Annotated in this window: 16 protein-coding genes and 1 pseudogene; 8 read left to right on the plus strand and 9 right to left on the minus strand. The window is 34.4% G+C overall.

Annotation, left to right across the window (positions count from 1 at the left end):
- Positions 1 to 38 precede the first annotated feature (38 nt).
- Both IMCC3317_RS13045 and IMCC3317_RS13050 read right to left on the minus strand, forming a co-directional pair.
- Positions 39 to 2,939, minus strand: coding sequence for a M4 family metallopeptidase (locus IMCC3317_RS13045; RefSeq protein WP_160129941.1), 2,901 nt, complete (start codon positions 2,937 to 2,939; stop codon positions 39 to 41).
- 36 nt (positions 2,940 to 2,975) lie between these two features.
- Entirely contained in the window at positions 2,976 to 4,319 is a 1,344-nt protein-coding gene (locus tag IMCC3317_RS13050; protein ID WP_160129942.1) for a deoxyguanosinetriphosphate triphosphohydrolase, read from the minus strand.
- Positions 4,320 to 4,565: 246 nt separating this feature from the next.
- On the opposite strand from IMCC3317_RS13050, the gene IMCC3317_RS13055 reads away from it, so the two are divergent.
- From IMCC3317_RS13055 to IMCC3317_RS13065, 3 genes and pseudogenes are all read left to right on the plus strand, one after another.
- On the plus strand, positions 4,566 to 5,771 hold the full coding sequence (locus IMCC3317_RS13055) for a porin (RefSeq protein WP_160129943.1): 1,206 nt from the start codon (positions 4,566 to 4,568) through the stop codon (positions 5,769 to 5,771).
- A 75-nt stretch (positions 5,772 to 5,846) separates the two neighbouring features.
- Positions 5,847 to 8,184, plus strand: a pseudogene (locus IMCC3317_RS13060) (anion permease).
- A gap of 139 nt (positions 8,185 to 8,323) precedes the next feature.
- Positions 8,324 to 9,034 carry a DUF6503 family protein gene (locus tag IMCC3317_RS13065; protein WP_170293850.1) on the plus strand — a complete coding sequence of 237 codons (711 nt, stop codon included), beginning with the start codon at positions 8,324 to 8,326 and terminating at the stop codon, positions 9,032 to 9,034.
- Between the two features lie 271 nt (positions 9,035 to 9,305).
- Here IMCC3317_RS13065 and IMCC3317_RS13070 read toward each other — a convergent pair whose 3' ends face one another.
- The 3 genes from IMCC3317_RS13070 to IMCC3317_RS13080 all read right to left on the minus strand — a co-directional run bounded on the left by IMCC3317_RS13070 (position 9,306) and on the right by IMCC3317_RS13080 (position 13,727).
- Complete coding sequence (locus IMCC3317_RS13070) at positions 9,306 to 11,750, minus strand: ribonucleoside-diphosphate reductase subunit alpha (RefSeq protein WP_160129944.1); 2,445 nt, start codon at positions 11,748 to 11,750, stop codon at positions 9,306 to 9,308.
- 152 nt (positions 11,751 to 11,902) lie between these two features.
- Positions 11,903 to 12,883, minus strand: coding sequence for a ribonucleotide-diphosphate reductase subunit beta (locus IMCC3317_RS13075; RefSeq protein WP_160129945.1), 981 nt, complete (start codon positions 12,881 to 12,883; stop codon positions 11,903 to 11,905).
- Between the two features lie 274 nt (positions 12,884 to 13,157).
- Positions 13,158 to 13,727: a DUF3109 family protein gene (locus tag IMCC3317_RS13080; RefSeq protein ID WP_160129946.1), complete on the minus strand. Its 570-nt coding sequence runs from the start codon at positions 13,725 to 13,727 to the stop codon at positions 13,158 to 13,160.
- Between the two features lie 157 nt (positions 13,728 to 13,884).
- Here IMCC3317_RS13080 and IMCC3317_RS13085 point away from each other — a divergent pair, with 157 nt between their 5' ends.
- The 3 genes from IMCC3317_RS13085 to IMCC3317_RS13095 all read left to right on the plus strand — a co-directional run bounded on the left by IMCC3317_RS13085 (position 13,885) and on the right by IMCC3317_RS13095 (position 15,361).
- Positions 13,885 to 14,469 (plus strand): MarC family protein, encoded by a 585-nt coding sequence (locus tag IMCC3317_RS13085; RefSeq protein ID WP_160129947.1) that lies wholly within the window; start codon positions 13,885 to 13,887, stop codon positions 14,467 to 14,469.
- A gap of 86 nt (positions 14,470 to 14,555) precedes the next feature.
- Positions 14,556 to 14,759, plus strand: coding sequence for a hypothetical protein (locus tag IMCC3317_RS13090; protein WP_160129948.1), 204 nt, complete (start codon positions 14,556 to 14,558; stop codon positions 14,757 to 14,759).
- Positions 14,759 to 15,361: an FAD-dependent oxidoreductase gene (locus IMCC3317_RS13095; RefSeq protein WP_160129949.1), complete on the plus strand. Its 603-nt coding sequence runs from the start codon at positions 14,759 to 14,761 to the stop codon at positions 15,359 to 15,361. Before IMCC3317_RS13090 ends, IMCC3317_RS13095 begins: the two co-directional genes overlap by 1 nt.
- 338 nt (positions 15,362 to 15,699) lie before the next feature.
- Here the strand turns inward: IMCC3317_RS13095 and IMCC3317_RS13100 are convergent, their stop codons facing one another.
- The 4 genes from IMCC3317_RS13100 to IMCC3317_RS13115 all read right to left on the minus strand — a co-directional run bounded on the left by IMCC3317_RS13100 (position 15,700) and on the right by IMCC3317_RS13115 (position 19,318).
- The gene (locus IMCC3317_RS13100; RefSeq protein ID WP_160129950.1) at positions 15,700 to 17,298 is read right to left on the minus strand and encodes a S41 family peptidase; all 1,599 of its coding nucleotides are present in this window, start codon (positions 17,296 to 17,298) and stop codon (positions 15,700 to 15,702) included.
- Between the two features lie 12 nt (positions 17,299 to 17,310).
- Positions 17,311 to 17,745 carry a deoxycytidylate deaminase gene (locus IMCC3317_RS13105; RefSeq protein WP_160129951.1) on the minus strand — a complete coding sequence of 145 codons (435 nt, stop codon included), beginning with the start codon at positions 17,743 to 17,745 and terminating at the stop codon, positions 17,311 to 17,313.
- A gap of 115 nt (positions 17,746 to 17,860) precedes the next feature.
- The gene (locus IMCC3317_RS13110) at positions 17,861 to 18,448 is read right to left on the minus strand and encodes a HupE/UreJ family protein (protein ID WP_160129952.1); all 588 of its coding nucleotides are present in this window, start codon (positions 18,446 to 18,448) and stop codon (positions 17,861 to 17,863) included.
- Between the two features lie 60 nt (positions 18,449 to 18,508).
- Complete coding sequence (locus IMCC3317_RS13115) at positions 18,509 to 19,318, minus strand: TerB family tellurite resistance protein (RefSeq protein WP_160129953.1); 810 nt, start codon at positions 19,316 to 19,318, stop codon at positions 18,509 to 18,511.
- A 243-nt stretch (positions 19,319 to 19,561) separates the two neighbouring features.
- On the opposite strand from IMCC3317_RS13115, the gene IMCC3317_RS13120 reads away from it, so the two are divergent.
- Both IMCC3317_RS13120 and IMCC3317_RS13125 read left to right on the plus strand, forming a co-directional pair.
- Complete coding sequence (locus tag IMCC3317_RS13120) at positions 19,562 to 19,972, plus strand: BrxA/BrxB family bacilliredoxin (RefSeq protein ID WP_160129954.1); 411 nt, start codon at positions 19,562 to 19,564, stop codon at positions 19,970 to 19,972.
- A gap of 88 nt (positions 19,973 to 20,060) precedes the next feature.
- Positions 20,061 to 20,804 carry a lysophospholipid acyltransferase family protein gene (locus IMCC3317_RS13125; RefSeq protein ID WP_160129955.1) on the plus strand — a complete coding sequence of 248 codons (744 nt, stop codon included), beginning with the start codon at positions 20,061 to 20,063 and terminating at the stop codon, positions 20,802 to 20,804.
- The last annotated feature ends 3 nt before the right edge of the window (positions 20,805 to 20,807 follow it).

The following is a 20,807-nucleotide window of genomic DNA, read 5'->3' on the forward strand; positions in this document are numbered from 1 at the left end:
AGAGAAGGATATTTGTATGTGATTATTTTATTTTATTATTATTCAATAATAATTTTAGTCGATTTTACAAAATCTTCTCCTGCTACTCTTAGAATATATAATCCTGATTGTAAATTATCTAGGTCAAAGTTAACCGTTCCTGTTAAGTTAACATCTTTAGAATATAAGTTTCTTCCGTTTATGTCGAAAATATGTACAGAAACATCACCTAAGTTTTTAGCTGCTTTGATACTAAAGCTTCCATTTGAAGGATTTGGATATATAGAGAATGCATTGTTGTTTTCTACATCGCCCACACTTAATACAGACGTAACTGTTAAGTTGTCTATGATTGGTCCTTCATTGTTTGTACCTGCATCGGTTACTAATACGAATCTGAATACAATACTTGGCTCGCTGTTAAAGGCTGCTAAGTTATAGCTGTATTGTTGCATGGTTGCATCTGTTCCTGTCCATTGCGATCCGATACATGCAAAACAATCCGTGTTTCCTGAAGATGCAAATGTTCTGTCACTGTTGTACCAGTTAGCATCTGATGCGCTACCTAATACATTCCAGTCGTTTCCACCATTTGTTGAGTATTCTACATATAAGTAATCCCAATTTTCTTCTATATCAAACGCCATGTCAAATTGAATTGTTGGGTTTACCACACCAACTAAGTCATAACAGTCTGTTACTAAATAACTTCTTGTGTTTTGGAAATAGTTTCCGTTAAGGTTTGTAGCATATACGTTTCCGCTTAGTGTAGTTGTTGCAAATACACTTCCTGTTTGGTTGTATGTTCCTCTACTCCATGTTTGTGGAACTCCATCAAAATATGTAAGTAAGTCATCACTTATAGTTTCAAAATCATATACATCTTGTACTGTCCCAATTTCGTTTACACGCAATGCAAAACCTTCTTGATTGTTTGTTGCGTTTCCATCGTTTACAACTACAATAGAGAAACTAAGTGCATGTAACCCTTTGGTTAGTGTGATTGCTGGAAGGTCAATGTCTTGTGTTGCGCCAACAGGAATGTTTCCGTTGAATGTGAATGTGTTTGTACTACCACCATCAATTGAATAGTTAATGTCTACTGATGTAATTGGAGTCGCTACACCTGCATTTTCAACTTTAACTCTTGGGCTGTATGTGTTTAATCCGCAGTGAATTTCTGGGTCAGATACTGAAACTAATCTTCCGTCTGTTGCTTGCGCTACATATGGAGCTCCAACATTTACAGCGTAGAAAGCATCTTGTGTTGCTATTGCTTCTGGACTGTTAGATCCGTATAGACTTAATGCAATGTCTACAGCTGCGTTTCTTGCATCTAAAAATGTACTGTTTGGCGTTAAATAGTCTCTTAGTACTAAGTATGCAATTTCTTCTGATTTTTGCATTCCTATTCCAGTTACATTAAACGCATTGAAAGCATCGTTTGTTCCTGATCCACCTTGTGTTAATAAGTAAAACCAAAAGTTTAGTACGCCACTATTACTATGTACACCACATTGGTCATTGCTGTTGTTTGGTGTTGGACAACCAGTAGCTGATGTTGGTCTCCAGTTTGAACCTTCATACGTATCAGGATCTCCAAATTGATTTGGATTGCTCATACTACGAATTCCTATTCCGTTAGATACAAAGTCTTCTCCTATTTGCCATGTTTCAGCATTCGGGTTTAAATCATCTCCATTTCCTTTCGCATAAAATTCAATAGCTGCTCCCCAAATATCTGAGTATCCTTCATTTAATGCTCCAGATTCTCTTGCATATACTAAGTTGTTTGCAAATTGTGTTATTCCGTGTCCAATTTCGTGTCCACAAATATCGATAGATGTTAATGGTTGAAAACTACTTCCGTTTCCATCACCATACGACATTACAGATCCGTTCCAAGCTGCGTTTACCCAACTTCCGCCACCTTGCGGATTGGCAACGTGTACGTAGCTTCTCATTGAAAAACCGTTTCCATCAATTCCATTTCTTCCATGAACATTTAACCAATAATCATAGGATTGCATTGCGCCCCAATGTGCATCTAAAGCTGCATCGTCTAAGCCTGGAAGCGTCCAAACATTATCTGCATCTGTAAATTCTGCAAAGTTGTTGATATAACCACCACCAAAAGGTACATTTTGTGCATTTCTTGTAAATACACTTCTTCCATCATCGTTTAGTGTATACATTCCGCTTGTTTCCAAACGTGTTTCAATACCTCTTAATCCGCTGTAACGCGTGTTTGCAGATCCTAATACAAAAGGTCCCATTGCTTCTTTTCTCGAAACAAGATTTGCAGGATCATTTAACATTTCACGACCTTCGTTGTAATAATGCTTGATGATTTTGTTATTGAATAATATGTTTCCATTTTGTGCATCAACGTATACTTCTCCTCTACTTACAGGTTGTGTTGCATAGATATCAAATTTGTATGCTAAGTTTAGCATGCCTGAATATGTATCCATTTCTGGAAGCAATACTAATTCGCCTGTTGGTTTTGAGTAGTTGATTGCCGCAGCTTCCGCAGGATTTGACCATAAGTATTGTTGCGCACCAACAAATGCTGTTGCTTTGTTAAAAGCTTCTTGTGGAGATAACGTTGGTGAAAGATTTACACCATTTCCGTTGTATACTTCTCCGTTGATATTTTTTACGGTGTTATTTTTTGAATGCACAATCAACGTACCAAATTCTACTTTGATTCCGTTATAGTATTGCTGCATTTTTTCATGCTGCATTCCCGATCTGTCTTTGTTGACAATTGTTTGTTGAAATGTGTTGTTTTCGTCCAAATTGAACTTTTGCAAAAATTGTGCTTTTGCTTGTGTTGGAGATACTTCTTTCGTGAATTTGATTCTTTTATTCACTGAAACTCCTTCTTGCGCATTTGTTTGCAATACGAATACTGCGCAAAAAAGTAGTATTCCTGTTTTAATGTAATTTGAGTACATATGTAATTGGGTTAAGTGGCTAAAATAATAAAAAAATTATAATGTTTTGGCTGTTAATTTGTTAAACAAACTTACCGCTTTACTATCTGATAAAGTAGATATGAAATTGGTAATGTTCATCAGCCTTTTGTATAAATGGTCAGTAGCATAGTCTACATTTTCCGGTAAAACTTTCAAAATTAATTTGTCATAGTTAGAAAGCGAGTCAGTATGATAATTTTCTGCTGCAGTGATAAATGTGTTCAGCAAATGCTGTAATACGTGATATCCTGTAATTTCTTTTTCTATGACTTCATCACTATTATATATCTTTTCAACACTAATTTTAATGATGTCATCAATTTGTGCTTTGTATTTACTTTTTTCCATCAATCCTACGGAAAAAGTTCCTTCGCAAATTGCTCCTTCATTTTCTAAAAAGATACGTACTGCATCTTTAATAAGTGTGTTGATTGATAAGGCTCTTAGATAACTTAAACGATCTTCACGATATTGTAATAAGTTATATTTTTCTCTGTTGATATTATTCTTTACCAAATTGATTAAAAATTCCAATGCTTTTTCTTCTTGAATTAATCCAAGATTGATACCATCTTCAAAATCAATTATTGTGTAACAAATATCATCGGCGGCTTCTACTAAGAATGTGAGTGGATGTCTTGCATAACGGATATTTTCGCCTTCACCTGTAGCTTTTAAACCTAGTTCATTGGCTACATCTGTAAAAGCTTCTTTGTCAGATTGAAATATTCCGTATTTCTTGTCCGCAATGTGATTGGTAGGTTTTTTGGGCAATGATTGTTTCGGATACTTCATAAAAGCACCTAACGTAGCATAACTCAAGCGTAAGCTTCCGTCAACTCCTTTGCGGTTTTCTGTTAAAATTTTAAATCCGTTAGCATTTCCTTCAAAATCACATAAATCTTGAAATTCTTTTGGAGCTAATTGCGATTGGAATTTTATTCCTTTTCCAATTTTAAAATATTCTCCAATAGCTTTTTCTCCTGAATGTCCAAATGGCGGATTCCCAATATCGTGTGCCAACGCTGCCGCAGCAACAATTGCACCGAAATCATTGAATTGAAATCCGTGAACTTCTTTGAGATGTGGATATTTTTCTAGGAGTTTTGTGCCAACTTTTCTTCCCAAACTTCTTCCTACTACAGAGACTTCCAAACTGTGTGTGAGTCGTGTGTGGACAAAATCTGTTTTGGATAAAGGGACAACTTGCGTTTTGTCTTGCAAGCTGCGAAAAGCAGACGAAAAAATTACCCTGTCGTAATCTACATCAAAGCCCAATCTGGTTTCATCTTGTTCTTTACGTAATCGCTTATGAGTATCTCCATAACGTTTTAACGAGAGTAATTGTTCCCAATTCATTCTTAAATAGCATTTTTCCTTGCAATATACTACATAAATTATAGAAATCCCATCGCAAGCCATTTCTTGATGCTATATTCCTGTTTTTGAGGGAAAAGCATGGTAATTATTTAACCCGTGATTAACACTAATTTAACAAAAGACATCTTTATTTGCACTGCGAACAACGCAAATTTAATTATTAAATTTTTAATCTCTTTTTTGATTTTTTCTACATCGAAAAGTGCTTTATTTTAAAATAAAATAATGAACAAAGTAACAGTACTAGTAAGCTTAATTCTTTTATTTTCCTTTTGTGCTATACAAGCTCAAGAAGTAAAAACTCCCAAATTTGGAAAAGGAATTTTAAACATTAAAGGAAAAGATAGTACTTGGAGTATGAATGTTTCTGCTCGAATGCAATTTTTAGCTACCTCTGAATGGGAAAGCGAAGATGGCAACCTTATAAATCCGGAATCAAATTTTTTGATTCGAAGAGCACGTTTGAAACTCAACGGATTTGCCTTTTCTCCAAAACTTCAGTATAAAATTGAATTAGGCTTGTCTAATAGAGATATTTCAGGAGCTTCTGAATTTACCAGCAATGCGCCACGCTATATTTTGGATGCTGTTTTAAAATGGAATTTTCATGGAAACTTCACACTTTGGGCAGGACAAACAAAATTACCAGGAAACAGAGAACGTGTTATTTCTTCTGGAAATTTATCATTAGTAGATCGTTCCTTATTAAATAGTAGGTTTAATATTGATCGTGATATGGGAATTCAACTAAGACACCATTTTAAACTGTCAAAAAACTTTATTGTTAGAGAAATGTTGTCCATTGCGCAAGGAGAAGGAAGAAACGTAACTACTGGAAATCTTGGTGGACATCAATATACAGGAAGAATAGAAATGCTTCCTTTTGGAGCTTTTCAAGGATCAGGAGATTATAGAGGAAGTGATTTGAAAAGAGAAGAAAATTTCAAATTAGCAATTGGAGCAACCTACGATTTCAACAATAATGCTGTTAAAAATAGAAGTAATCAAGGTTCGTATATGGAAACTACTACTGGTTTTTATGAAACAAACATCAATAGCTTTTTTATTGATGCGATGGTAAAGTATAAAGGATTTTCATTTATGGGCGAATACGCAAATAGAGATGCAAAAGATCCTATTGCTAAAAATGCGGACGGAACTTTAACTGGAGATGTCGTGCAAATAGGAAACGGATTTAATCTTCAAGCTGGTTATTTATTCAAAAACAACTATGAAGTTACAGGACGCTACACAAGTATTGATCTTGATGAAAATATTACAGGAAAAGCACTGGAACAACAATATACGTTAGGTGTTTCTAAATTTATTGTTGGTCACAAATTAAAAATTCAAACCGATGTTAGCTACTTATCAAAAGAAAGTAGCAACAATCAATTAATGTATAGATTGCAATTTGATATTCACTTTTAAAAGAAGATATAACCTTTAGGTAACGTTAACTTTAAAGACACTATTGATATTTGCACAATATTTTAAACCCATCTTATGGAAAATATTTATTTGTATATGATTATTGCACTTGCCATTTTAGCTGTTGCTGATTTGGTTGTTGGTGTTAGTAATGATGCTGTAAACTTCTTAAACTCTGCAATTGGTTCAAAAGCTATTTCTTTCAGAACAATTATGATTGTTGCGAGTGTTGGAGTTGCTGTCGGAGCTATTTTTTCAAGTGGAATGATGGAAGTTGCTCGAAAAGGAATTTTTAATCCTGGAGAGTTCATGTTTAATGAAATCATGATTATTTTCATGGCGGTAATGATTACAGACATTCTACTCCTCGATTTCTTTAATTCAGTCGGAATGCCAACATCAACCACTGTTTCTATTGTTTTTGAACTATTAGGAGCCGCAGTTGCAATTGCTTTAATTAAAATTGGCAAAGACGGAGGCGAGTTTTCAGATGTTATAACTTACATAAACACCTCTAAAGCTTCTTTAATCATTTTTGGAATCCTACTCTCTGTCGTCGTCGCATTTTCCATTGGCGCACTTGTACAATGGGTTACAAGACTCTTATTATCCTATAACTTTGAGAAAAAAGCAACTTGGGTTGGCGCATTGTTTGGAGGTATTGCATTAACAGCAATTACCTATTTCATTTTCATGAAAGGACTCAAAGGCACCTCGTACGCAAAACAACCATTTGACATTCTTGGCGGAGGAACCATGGCAAATTTCCTTGAAACACAAGTACTCGCTATTGTTGCAATGAGTTTAGTGTTTTGGTCATTGTTATCTTTTTCACTCATTAAATTTGCTCAAACAAATATCTATAAACTCATCATTATCGTCGGAACATTTGCGTTAGCATTGGCTTTTGCAGGAAACGATTTAGTAAACTTTATCGGAGTTCCTATGGCAGGATATAATGGATATCTATTATGGGAAGCTTCTGGAACTGCAGCTGTAGATTTCCCAATGGGTTCTTTAGCGGATAAAGTTCCTACGAATACCTGGCTATTATTTGGCGCTGGAATGGTAATGGTATTGACACTTTGGTTTTCTACGAAAGCTAAAAATGTAGTAAAAACATCATTGGATTTATCGAGTCAAGGAGCAACAAAAGAACGTTTTCAGCCAAACTTTTTATCTCGTAGTTTTGTGAGATTTGCTGTTGGAGCGTCTCAAGTATCTGCATATGTGCTACCAAAAACTTGGCAGCAAAAAATTGAAAAACAATTTGAAGCTCCAGTAATCGTTTTACAGAAAGATAAGATGGAAGAATTACCTGCTTTTGATATGGTTAGAGCCGCTGTAAACCTAATGGTTGCTGCCGTTTTAATATCAATAGCAACTTCCTATAAATTACCACTTTCAACTACATATGTAACTTTTATGGTTGCTATGGGAACTTCATTAGCCGATAGAGCTTGGGGAGCAGAAAGTGCCGTTTACAGAGTTGCAGGCGTATTAAATGTTATTGGAGGCTGGTTCTTTACTGCATTTAGTGCATTTCTTGCTGCCGGATTAGTAGCATTTCTACTAAACTTGAATTTGGTATTAATGTTTCCACTTTTATTAGTGCTTGCTTTTGGATTATTGGTGAGAAATTATATCTCTCACAATAAAAAGAATAAAGAATCTAAAGCAGAAGATCGTTTGCAGAAAGCAGAAAGTAGCTCTGTACAAGGTGTTATTCTTGAAAGTGCTGGTAATATTGCAAACGTAGTAAAACGTGGTAATAGAATTTACACAAGTGCAATTAACGGATTAGCTAAACAAGATTTAGCAATGCTTAAAAAGAACAAAAAGAATATCTCTAAACTTTCAAACGAGATTGATGATTTGCGTGATAATATCTTCTATTTTATTAAAAACTTAGACGAATCTAGTATTGGCGCGAGTAATTTTTACATCAATATTTTAGGCTACTTGCAAGATTTTGCTCAGTCATTGGAATACATTTCAAAGGCGAGTTTAAAACATGTAAACAACAATCATAAAAAGCTAAAATTCAGTCAAATCAAAGAATTAAAGCAAGTTGATGAAGCGTTAGAACATTTATTCATTAAAACAAAAGATGCATTTGACTCTCGTTCTTTTGAAGAAATTGGAGTTGTCTTAGCTGAAAAAGATGCTATTTTTCAATTAGTGCGTCAAAAGATTCAAACACAGGTAGAACGTACACGCACGGAAGAATCGAGTCCTAAGAATACAACCTTATACTTTAGTTTATTATTAGAGACCAAAGATTTACTGAAAGCAACGGTAGCGCTGTTAGAAGAATACCACGATGCGCATGACGGTTTCTGTTGAACCTGCTACAATTGCGACGAAGGATAAAGAAACAGATCAAGGCGATGCCGCGAAAGAAACAAAATAATTTATACAAACATTTTAAATATAAAAACGCAATCATTTTGGTTGTGTTTTTTGTTTTTGAAATGTTTTGCACCAAAATCAAATCTTTTAAAATCATTAAAAACCGCTATCTTGGGCTTCACTAATTTTAGCAAATTCCCATGAAGAAATCATTTTTCTATTGCCTACTATGCTGTTTTATCTATATAACAACGGCAACGAGCCAAGAACTTACAGGACAACAATTACTAGAAAAAGCTATTGAATATCACGATCCTAATAGCAATTGGGAAACTTTCAACGGAACGTTAAACGTAACGATGGAAACGCCTAAAAATGCACCTCGCGTAAGTACGATTAAGATTAATTTGCCAAAGGAATATTTTTATGTAAAAGCTTCGCGCGATGCTAAAACGACTGAATACACGGTTGAAAAAGATACGTGTGTAATTACTTTTAATGGTGAAACAAACATTTCTGATAAAGTTGCCAAAGAGAATAATCTCAGTTGCGATCGTGCCAATATGTATAAAAATTATTACACGTATTTATATGGTTTGCCAATGAAATTGAAAGATGCAGGAACTGTTATTCATCCAAAAGTAACGAAGAAAACCTTCAAGGGAAAAAAATACTTAGTCTTAAAAGTAACGTATAAAGAAAGCGTTGGAAAAGATACTTGGTATTTTTATTTTGATCCAAAAACGTATGCAATGGAAGTATATCAGTTTTTTAAAGATGAATCTAAAAATGATGGCGAATACATTCTATTAACGGATGAAACTGTTATTAACGATATCAAAATACCTAAAAAACGCGCTTGGTATTATAATAAGGATAATGGATATTTGGGAACGGATATATTGAAATAGATCGCTTTGCTGTTAGCTGTTAGACCGGTTTGCTATTAGATCGCTACGCTTTTAGATTGTTGCACTTCTTAGATTGTTAGACGAAACGCTAGCGCGAGTTTCAAAACTCGTGCCGATACACGAGCTCAAAATTAGATTACTTTGCCATTCCTCAAATAACCAATCAAAATACATCTAACAATCCAAGAAGTCCAGAAATCTAGAAATCTAGAAAAGGGAACGCTTATTACAAACGTTCCCTTTTTCTATTGTCAATTTTCTATTTTATAACTTAAGAACCACACATTAAGCAATCATCATCTTCGCCTTCTTTCGATCTTGCTATGATTTCCTTCAATTCTTCTGGCGTTAAAGGCTCAACTGCTACAGGAGTTGGCTTTTCCCCTACTGTTTCTGCTGCAACTGTTACTGCCGCGGCTGCTTCAATAGCTACAGGTTCTTGCTTTACCTCTTTTGCTACGGTAAATTTAATTGCATCTACTGCCGATTTTGTTCGTAAGTAATACATTCCCGTTTTCAATCCAGATTTCCAAGCGTAGAAGTGCATTGATGTTAATTTAGACATCGTTGCGCCTTCCATAAACAAGTTCAATGATTGCGATTGATCAATGAAATATCCTCTGTGACGAGACATGTCAATGATATCTTTCATACTCAATTCCCAAACAGTTTTATACAATTCTTTGATGTCTTGTGGAATTTCCTCCATGTGTTGAATAGAACCATTCGCACGCATCAAATCTTGTTTTAAATCTTCTGTCCATAAACCTAAGTTTACTAAATCTTCTAGTAAATGCTTATTTACCACAATAAATTCTCCCGAAAGGACTCTACGTGTATAAATATTTGAAGTGTATGGCTCAAAACATTCGTTGTTTCCAAGAATCTGCGAAGTGGAAGCTGTTGGCATTGGCGCTACTAATAACGAGTTACGCACACCATTTTTCATCACTTCTGTACGCAATTTTGCCCAGTCCCAACGTCCGCTGAGTTCTTCATCTTTAATTCCCCATAAGTTATATTGAAATTCTCCTTGTGATATTGGCGAACCTTCATAACTCTGGTATGTTCCTTCTTCTATTGCCATTTCCATGGAAGCTGTAACTGCTGCAAAATATAAAGTTTCAAATATTTCTTGATTCAGTTTCTTAGCTTCGTCTGACGTAAACGGCATTCTCAATTTGATGAAAGTATCTGCCAATCCTTGCACACCTAATCCAATTGGACGGTGACGGAAGTTTGAATTTTCCGCTTCCTTTACAGGATAGTAATTTCTATCAATTACTTTGTTTAAGTTTCTTGTTACACGTTTGGTTACACGGAATAATTCTTTGTGATCAAATTCTTTTCCTTTTATAAACATTGGCAATGCAATCGAAGCCAAATTACAAACCGCTACTTCATCAGGAGACGTATACTCCATGATTTCTGTACATAAGTTTGAAGAACGAATGGTTCCTAAATTCTTTTGGTTCGATTTGCGGTTTGCTGCATCTTTATACAACATATACGGCGTTCCTGTTTCAATTTGAGATTCTAGGATTTTCTCCCATAACTCACGCGCCTTAATTGTTTTTCTTCCTTTTCCTGCTGATTCGTATTTTAAGTATAATTCTTCAAACTCTTCACTATGTACGTTGAATAAGTTTGGACATTCATTTGGACACATTAACGTCCATGAACTATCTTCTTGAACACGTTCCATAAATAAATCTGGAATCCACATTGCGTAGAACAAATCGCGGGCACGCATTTCTTCTTTCCCATGATTCTTCTTCAAATCAAGAAAATCAAAAATATCTGCATGCCAAGGTTCTATATATATTGCGAATGAACCTTTCCGTTTTCCGCCACCTTGATCTACATAACGCGCTGTGTCATTGAATACTTGTAACATTGGCACAATTCCGTTACTAGTTCCGTTGGTTCCTGCAATGTATGAACCAGTTGCACGAACATTGTGAATAGATAACCCGATTCCACCAGCTGATTGAGAGATTCTCGCCGTTTGTTTTAACGTATCATAAATACCGTCAATACTATCATCTTTCATTGCCAATAAGAAGCAGGATGACATTTGAGGTTTTGGAGTTCCAGAGTTGAATAACGTTGGCGTTGCATGCGTAAAATACTTTTTAGACATCAACTCGTAGGTTTCAATCGCTGAATCCAAATCATTTAAGTGAATTCCGATAGAAACACGCATCAACATGTGTTGTGGACGTTCTGAAATTTTTCCATTTAACTTTAATAAGTACGAACGCTCCAACGTTTTAAATCCGAAGTAATCGTATCCAAAATCGCGGTTATAGATAATTGTAGAATCTAAACGATCTGCATTTTCCATAATTACCTTATAAACTTCATCAGATAATAATGGCGCTTCTTTTCCGGTTCTTGGATTTACATATTGATATAAATCCTCCATCGCCTCAGAGAAAGATTTTTTCGTGTTTTTGTGTAAGTTAGATACAGAAATACGCGCAGCCAATCGAGCATAATCAGGATGCGTAGTCGTCATAGTGGCGGCAATTTCTGCTGCCAAGTTATCTAATTCTGAAGTCGTTACTCCATCGTATAATCCTTCAATAACACGCATGGCAACTTTTACAGGATCTACCAAGTCGTTTAAGCCATAGCATAACTTTCTCACGCGTGAAGTGATCTTGTCAAACATCATTGGTTCTTTTCTTCCGTCTCTTTTTGCTACAAACATATGCTCGTTAATTTTTTAGTTTTTTCCTGAAACTCGTTCAGAAAAGGGGTTAGTTATTTTACCAATTTTTTGGCGAAAAAATCAGTGTTTAGGGAATTTCTTTATGTTTTTTAAATTTTGATTGCGTGCAACCAAAATCAACTGTTTTTTTGCTAGAAATCAGCGTCAAAGCTGAATTTATCTGATTCTTCTTCTTTGTTTAAAACACCTGCTTTTTGATATTCAGATACTCTTTTTTCGAAGAAGTTTGTTTTACCTTGAAGGGAAATCATATCCATAAAATCAAATGGATTTGATACATTATACTCCTTTTCACAATTCAATTCTTGTAAAAGTCTGTCGGTAACAAACTCCAAGTATTGTGTCATTAATTTAGCGTTCATTCCAATAAGACTTACTGGCAATGATTCCGTGACAAACTCACGTTCTATATTTAACGCATCAACAATAATGGCACGAATACGTTCTTTAGGAACTTTATTTACAAGGTGATTATTGTGCAAATGCACCGCAAAATCACAATGCACACCTTCATCACGAGAAATTAACTCGTTCGAAAATGTTAATCCTGGCATAATTCCTCTTTTCTTCAACCAATAAATAGAACAGAAAGCTCCTGAAAAGAAAATACCTTCTACAGCTGCAAACGCAATTAAACGTTCAGCAAAACTTGGCGAATCAATCCATTGTAAAGCCCAATCTGCTTTCTTTTTAATAGCTGGGAAATTATCAATTGCTTGAAACAGCATCCCTTTTTCCTTTTCATCTTTCACGTATGTATCAATAAGTAATGAATAGGTTTCAGAATGTATGTTTTCCATCATGATTTGAAATCCGTAGAAAAATTTAGCTTCCGAATATTGCACTTCATTTACGAAGTTTTCCGCTAAGTTTTCATTTACAATTCCATCTGATGCTGCAAAAAATGCTAAGATGTGTTTTATAAAATAACGCTCGTCATCATTTAATTTCGTTGTCCAATCCGTAAGATCTTGGTGTAAATCAATTTCTTCCGCTGTCCAAAAACTAGCTTCCGATTTCTTGTACCATTCCCAAATATCCGCGTGTTTGATTGGAAAAATCACAAATCTGTCTTTATTTTCTTGTAAAATGGGTTCTATTGCTGATGACATAAAATTATTGGGGTTTTTAATGTAAAATTTAATATAAAGACTCTCGTTTGATTTGGGAAATACAAAGATGGAGAAATGTACGGTAAAATAAAAGACTAACTTATTCACAAAGCAAGCAAGTTTTTAACAACGATACAGTTTTTTCCCACTTTTGTGTTAATTTTTAAAATGGCATTTTTTATTGATAATCAGATAGTTAAGGGTTTTAATTTTTGCTCAGGTGCTATGAACCATAACATTTGAAAAAAAAATGAGAAAAAGAAATTTTAAAGATTTAGCGACCTAATTTTTGTGCTGTCTTCTCTAATTCTAAATACCAATCTTCGCCAAATTTTCGAATTAAAGCTTCCTTGACAAATTTATAAACCGGAACTTGCAATTCTTTTCCTAAAGTACATGCATCATCGCAAACTTGCCACTTATGATAATTCACAGCTGCAAATTCACTATAATCTTGCACACGAACAGGATATAAATGACATGAAATCGGTTTTTTCCAACTGACCAAACCTTTGTTATATGCTTGTTCAATTCCGCACATCGCAACTTTTTTATCGTCAAAAGTAACATATGCACATTCAGCACCATTTACTAATGGAGTTTCTAGTTCACCTTTTTCAGTTACAATATAGGTTCCTTGTTGTTCAATAGCTTCAATTCCCTCTTTTCTGAGGAATGGTTTCACGGTTTCATAAATATCTTCTAGAATTTTAATTTCGTCTTTTTCCAGCGGCGCTCCAGCATCTCCTGCAACACAACAAACACCTTTACAGGCATGTAAATTGCATACAAAATCCTTTTCAATAATATCTTCCGAAACAATGGTTTTTCCTAAATGAAACATGCTGCAAAGATACTTTTTTCTTTGTCTGAAATTCTGTGAAAAGTTCAATTTTTTGAACATATTTAATTAACATTAATTTAAAGTAAATATTACAAGCTTTAGTATTGTTTGTTTGTGGAATGCTGTACTTTTGCCGCCAATTTAAAAAAACCCTAAAATGGATTTGGATTTGAAACACATTTTAACAGCAAGTATGCTATTATTTGCTGTAATAGATATCGTAGGAAACATTCCTATTATTATAGATTTACGTCGCAAAACAGGACACATTCAATCTGGAAAAGCCACTATTATTGCTGGTATTATTTTGATAGTGTTTTTGTTTGTTGGGCAAAGCTTGCTCAATTTAATTGGAATCACTGTAAATCAGTTTGCCATTGCAGGTTCTTTTGTACTCTTTTTTCTAGCATTAGAAATGATTTTGGGAATTACCTTATTTAAGGAAGATGATGAAAGCCCTATGAGCGATGCTTCTGTGTTTCCTATTGCGTTTCCGTTAGTCGCAGGACCAGGAAGTTTGACTTCTATTTTATCGCTTCGAGCAGAATTTAACGTTCAAAATATTGTGATTGCTATTATTATCAACATGATTATTATGTTTGTTGTGTTGAAAGCTTCTAATAGAATTGAACGTTGGTTAGGACAAAATGGAATTCGTATTTTGAGAAAAGTATTCGGTGTTATTTTATTAGCAATTGCTGTAAAAATATTTACTACTGGAGTTCAAAATATATTTGCGTAATTTTGCAAGTAAGAAAATGTTAGTGCGCATACGCATTTAGTAAATTTCGTATGCGCACTGAACTATTTTATCAAAATAAAAATCTTATGAAAATATTCACGTATGTATTAATTGTAATTGCAGCACTACTTTGTATTTACAATGCCACAAAACTAGATTTTGAAAATTTGTTACAAGGCGAAAGTGTTGTAGCACTCATTGGTATTGTAGCATCATTATGTGCTGTGTTAATTTTACTGATTTTTATGACTTCTAGAAAGATTCAGGATAAAGTAAATAACCAAAAGTAATGTTTGATGTACTTGTTATTGGCGGCGGTGTTTCTGGAATGCAATGCGCGCTTGTGCTTGGTTCTGCAAAGGGAAAACCATTTGCTGCTGATAAAGACATAGGTATTATTTTGCATCAAAGAGCATCACATTTACAGAATGCTTTGTTTAATAATGTACTAGGAATTCCTGTGGGGAAAACTGCTGCGGATATTTTGGAAGAAGGTCAAATGCATTTGCAAGAAGTGTATCCACATGTAAAACAAATTGCAAATGAAAAAGTACTAGAAATTAAAGGCGAAGCTGGTAATTTTGAAATTATTACTACCAAAAATATTTACGTTAGTAAAGTTGTTGTGATTGCGCTAAATTATTCAAAACCATTCACTATTGATGGTTTGGACGAATTTGTTGCATCACATCCGAGAGCAGCCGCAAAAAAAGATAGAATTTATCTTAAAAACGAAGATCATTTGGTAAAAGATGGTTTGTATGTGTGCGGAACTATTGCCGGTTGGCGAAGTCAATTCGCAATTGCAGCAGGAAGCGGCGCGCAAGTTGCTACGGATATTTTAACACTTTGGAATGATGGAATTCACACGAAGATTCATGATAAAGTATGAATTAAATTGATTGAAAGATTGAAAAGAGTAAAGATCGCTCCGCTTTTAGAATAAAGAGCAAAGACTTGATCTTAACTGATTCATATTTAGTTTTTTATTTTAAAATTTAAAGAAACAAGCTAACAAAACGCCGCAATAAAAGTCATTTTCAAATTAAAAAATCTTCAAATCTTCAAATTGAAAAGAGCAAAGACTTAATTGTAACTAATTGATATTTAGTTTTTTATTCTCGAATTCAAAGAAACAAACTAACAAAACGCCGCAATAAAAGTCATTTTCAAATTAAAAAATCTTCAAATTTTCAAATTGATACATTGCTAGATTAATACATTAAAAAATTAATTCCCGTGTAGTTCAATAACTTTCTCAATCATCTCGTCATTTTTGTTCAACTCTTGTTGATAACCGTTGACACCAAATAATTGCTCAATAAAAACTGCTTTGATATGTCTTTTCATTTGTGCAGCGTACTTTTCAATGTAGATCCGTTGTCCGCGTTTTTCACTTAAATAATCTGTATATTCTATTAGCAAATCATCACTTACGTTGAATTTGTTCATGAATTCTTCAAATGACATATTACTATATATTGCTCTGTCTTTATCTAGTTTATCGAATACAAAATCATCAATAAAACCGACCATTTTTGAGCGCAATCCTCTTTCGAGAGATAATTCTTCTGGCGAACGCGCTAACGGCACAAATACATCTGGAATAATTCCGCCGCCGCCATACACAATTTTACCCTTTGGAGTTTTAAACTTTAACGAATCGGCAACTTTAATGCTGTCCATTGATTTCAATTCTCCCGATTTGAATCTGTCATAATAATCGTCAAAATAATCTTTATTTCCTTTTTTATACGAACGCTGAATAGATCGTCCTGTTGGTGTATAATATCTTGAGATTGTTAATCGTACAACAGAACCATCGCCAAGTGGCATTGGACGTTGTACTAATCCTTTTCCAAACGATCTTCTTCCAACAATTACACCTTTGTCATTGTCTTGCAACGCGCCTGCAATAATTTCACTGGCAGAAGCTGATTTTTCATTAATTAAGACATAAATTTCGCCATCTTCAAATTCGCCTTCATCCGTAGCAAAGTATTTGTCAATTTCTCCTTTTTTATTTTTGGTGAACAGAATTAGTTTTCCATCTTTCAAAAATTCGTCCGCAATACTGCGTGTTACATCTAAAATTCCGCCTGGATTATTTCGTAAATCAAGTGTTAAATTTTTAGCACCTTTTTGTTTTAAGATTGCTAATGCTTCTACAAATTCGTCATAACTAGTTTCTGCAAAACGATTGATTTTTATATAGCCTAAATCGTCTGTCAACATATAATATGCCACCACACTTTTGATTGGAACTTTTGCTCTTTTTAGATTGATATTGAATTCTTCGTTTGTTTGCTTGCGATATATTTTCAGGTTTACAGACGTATTTTCTGTTCCTTTGAGTTTTGAAATGATATCAGTATTTCGCATATTTTTTCCATACAACGTATCAGTATCTGCCATTAAAATTCGGTCACCAGCTTTAATTCCTGCGGCTACACTTGGCCCGCCTTCTAGCGTTCGTACAACTGTTAATGTATCATTTATCATATCAAAACGAATTCCGACACCGACAAAATCACCTTGCATGTTTTCGGAAACTCTTTTTTCTTCTTCCGAAGGAATGTACACAGAATGCGGATCTAAATTTTCAAGAATATTCATCACTGTAACATCTACAATGCTATCAACATCAACATCATCCACATATTCATAATCAATATAATCGATCAATCGGTTCAGTTTGTCTTTACTTGTGTTTGATGAGAATAGCGTTTCGGGCGTTGCACTAAAGTTTAATTTTCCACCAATAAATACTCCTGCGGCTACTGCTGCGGCAATGATCACGGGAAGTAAATATTGTGTTGTTTTATTCAAAATACTATTGTTTTATGAGGTTTGCAATGTTGGAATGTGTTCTACTTCAACGCCTGCTTTTTGTAAAAATTGTACACCTGAGTCATCTTTGTACGCGGTTACATATACAACTCGCGTAATTCCTGATTGATGAATGAGCTTGCTACATTCTTTACATGGCGACATCGTAATGTACAACGTTGCACCAACACATGATTGTGTAGAAGCCGCTACTTTTAAAATAGCGTTTGCTTCTGCATGAAGCACGTACCATTTGGTATAACCTTCTTCATCTTCACAGAAATTTTCAAATCCTGAAGGTGTTCCGTTGTAACCGTCAGAAATAATCATTCTATCTTTTACAACAATCGCGCCGACTTGTTTACGCTTACAATAAGAGAGTTTTCCCCATTCTTTTGCCATTCGTAAATAGGCGTGATCATATTTTGCTTGTTTTTGTTTCGGCATAGCCAAATGTAAGTTTTTTATAGCGAAAAAAAGCAACCATAACAGTTGCTTTTCCTCTTCTGTAACGAAGATATTAGGTTTACCGTTGATTCACAACAGCATTGCTGTTAATTTTTTACCAAAATCTTGCTTTTATAAGTAATGGAATTAATACTCCAATAACAATTGCAGAGACAACCATAACCCAATCACGTTTTGAGAATCTAAATATTGTTTGAAATATAAAGGAAATAATAAGTACGACAACAACAATAATGATTTGGGCTGCTTCTATTCCTAATGTAAATTCTAATAATGGAAGTAATTTGTCATTAATATCATTAGTAATGAATTTAAAATCTTTGGCAAAAGCCAATCCATGAATAATTCCGAAAAATAATGCAGATATAACTAATATTACTGATTTTGTTTTATTTGCACTTTTTCCAGCAGTAAATACGTTATATAATGCCATTGTAAAAATCGTAATTAATACAAAAAACTCTACAATTTCTCCGTTTACTTTAACAGCTCCATAAGTCGATAGAATTAATGATAAAGTATGACCAATTGTAAAAGCAGTTACTAGCCATAATACTCTTTTCCAGTCTTTAAAAGTGTAAGCAATTATTAATACTACTAGAAAAAGAATATGATCGAGTCCATTGATCCGCAGAATATGGTTCATTCCTAATTCAAAGTAAAACAAGAATTGATCAAGCATAAAATTATAGGTTTTAGGGTTTGGGGTTTGTGCATCAAACTTACATTATATTTTTGGGTTTTAAAAACCGCGTTCTTTTTGCAGCTTTTCGTAGGCTTTTTGTACGTGTTGAAATTTTTCTTTGGCACCTTTCATGTGTTCTTCTCCTAAGTGTTGTAATTTGTCAGGATGATATTTTTTCGCCATTTTTCGGTATGCTTTTTTGATTTCATTAATAGAAACCGATTTGTCAATTTCTAAAATCTTATACGCGCTATCTACAGGATCGTAAAACATAGCTTTAATCGATTCGTAATCGCGCGCATTGATATAAAGATATCCTGCAATTTTTTCAATGAGTTCTACTTCACTTTCGCTCACATGTCCATCAGCTTTGGTCACGCCAAATAAATAGTGTAGTAATTGTAAACGTGAAGAATGATCCATGTACAACTGAATTTGCTGACATATTTCACGCGTAGAAAGGTCTTCTTTTTTTAGAATTCCGTTGAAAAGTTGAAATGCATGATTTGCGCGTTCTTTCCCGTACATTTTTACAAAATAGGCACGTACGTAGTTTTTTTCAGAATCTGAAACTTCGCCATCGACTTTCATTACAATTGCAGAAAGCACTAATAAACTTACTTCAAAATCTCCCGATTTGGTTTCCGCTTGTTTTTGTGCTGATGAAACTCTTCTCCTTCTTTTATCGTATACAGAATCAGCGCGTTTATTGCGTTGTTGTCCAGTACGTTTTGGCGGTTCTAACAGTAATCCTTTTGATGTTGCTTTGTCAACGGCAGCTCCAATGGCAAATCCAATAGCGGCTCCAATTGGTCCTCCAAGTGTCCAACCTAATGCGCCTCCAATCCAGCTTGCAAATCCACTCATATGGTTTGTTTTTTACCAAAGATACATTTTCCCAAGAATAATTCATTAAACAACACCATTTCTCTTTGAGCCTTTCTTTAACAAAAACTGCATTTAATTTTGGAATAAGCTTTTAGATCTCGCTCTCCAGCGAGATTAGTTCAACTTACAATTTTATGCAGATCTTAAAGACTCCTCAAAATTGAGTTTCACTAATTTAATCCGTATCTTTGCAGCATTATTAATGAATTAATTTAGAAGATTATGTATCCACCAGAATTGGTAAAACCGATGAGAGCAGATTTGACTGCCGTTGGTTTTGAAGAATTACATACTGCCGAAGCTGTTGATAAGGCTATTGCAAAAGAAGGAACAACGTTAGTTGTTGTAAATTCTGTTTGCGGTTGTGCAGCAGCCAATGCAAGACCTGGAGCAAGAATGTCTCTAGATAACGCAAAAAAACCTGATCACTTAGTTACTGTTTTTGCAGGAGTTGACAGAGAAGCTACAGATAAAGCAAGAAATCATATGATTCCTTTTCCTCCATCTTCGCCAAGCATGGCGTTGTTTAAGGACGGACAATTAGTACATATGTTAGAACGTCATCATATTGAAGGTAGACCAGCAGAAATGATCGCTGAAAATTTAAAAGACGCGTACAACGAGAATTGCTAATACATTCTTACCGAAAAAAAATACGATAAAACCACGCTTTTGCGTGGTTTTGTTTTTTATTTTTGTCACATCATAAAGTACCAAAGTTGTGAAGTATTTATCATATATAGTATCTAGCGTTTATTTATTATTTTTTGGATTGTCCTTAGTAATCTCTCATGGAATCCAATGGATTTGCTTGAAGTTAGGCGGACAAAAATGGCACAACTGGAGCGTAAATTTGATGCAATTTACATTGATGCGTTGCCAAAATCTTTTAGGAACGCGTTATACGCTCAAAAACCCGCATGAATTAAATTCGAATCAACCGATAATTATTGTGTCAAATCATCAGAGTATGAATGACATTTCGCCGATGATTTGGTTGTTTAAAAAACATTTTCCAAAATTTATCAGTAAGAAAGAATTAGGAAAAGGAATTCCAGGTATTTCTTTCAATTTACGCCACGGTGGCGCAGCTTTGATTGACCGAAATGATCCGAAACAAGCCATTACAGAAATCATTCGATTTGCAAAATATATTCATGAAAATAACTATTCCGCTGTAATTTTTCCAGAAGGAACACGTAGTAAAAATGGTGTGCCAAGACCTTTTAAAAGAAAAGGATTGGATGTGTTGTTTAAGTATATTCCGAATGCACAAATTGTTCCTGTGACGATTAATAATTCGTGGAAAACAACCAAATACGGGAAATTTCCATATGGTTTAGGCGCACACATTACCGTGGAAGCACACAAACCTCTTTTATTAAGTGATTTTCCAAAAGATAAACGCGACGAATTGCTTGAACATATTGAGAAAGTAATTACAGAACATATTGTAATTGATTGATTT

The sequence above is a fragment of the Kordia antarctica genome (assembly GCF_009901525.1).
In the GTDB taxonomy this organism is placed as follows: domain Bacteria; phylum Bacteroidota; class Bacteroidia; order Flavobacteriales; family Flavobacteriaceae; genus Kordia; species Kordia antarctica.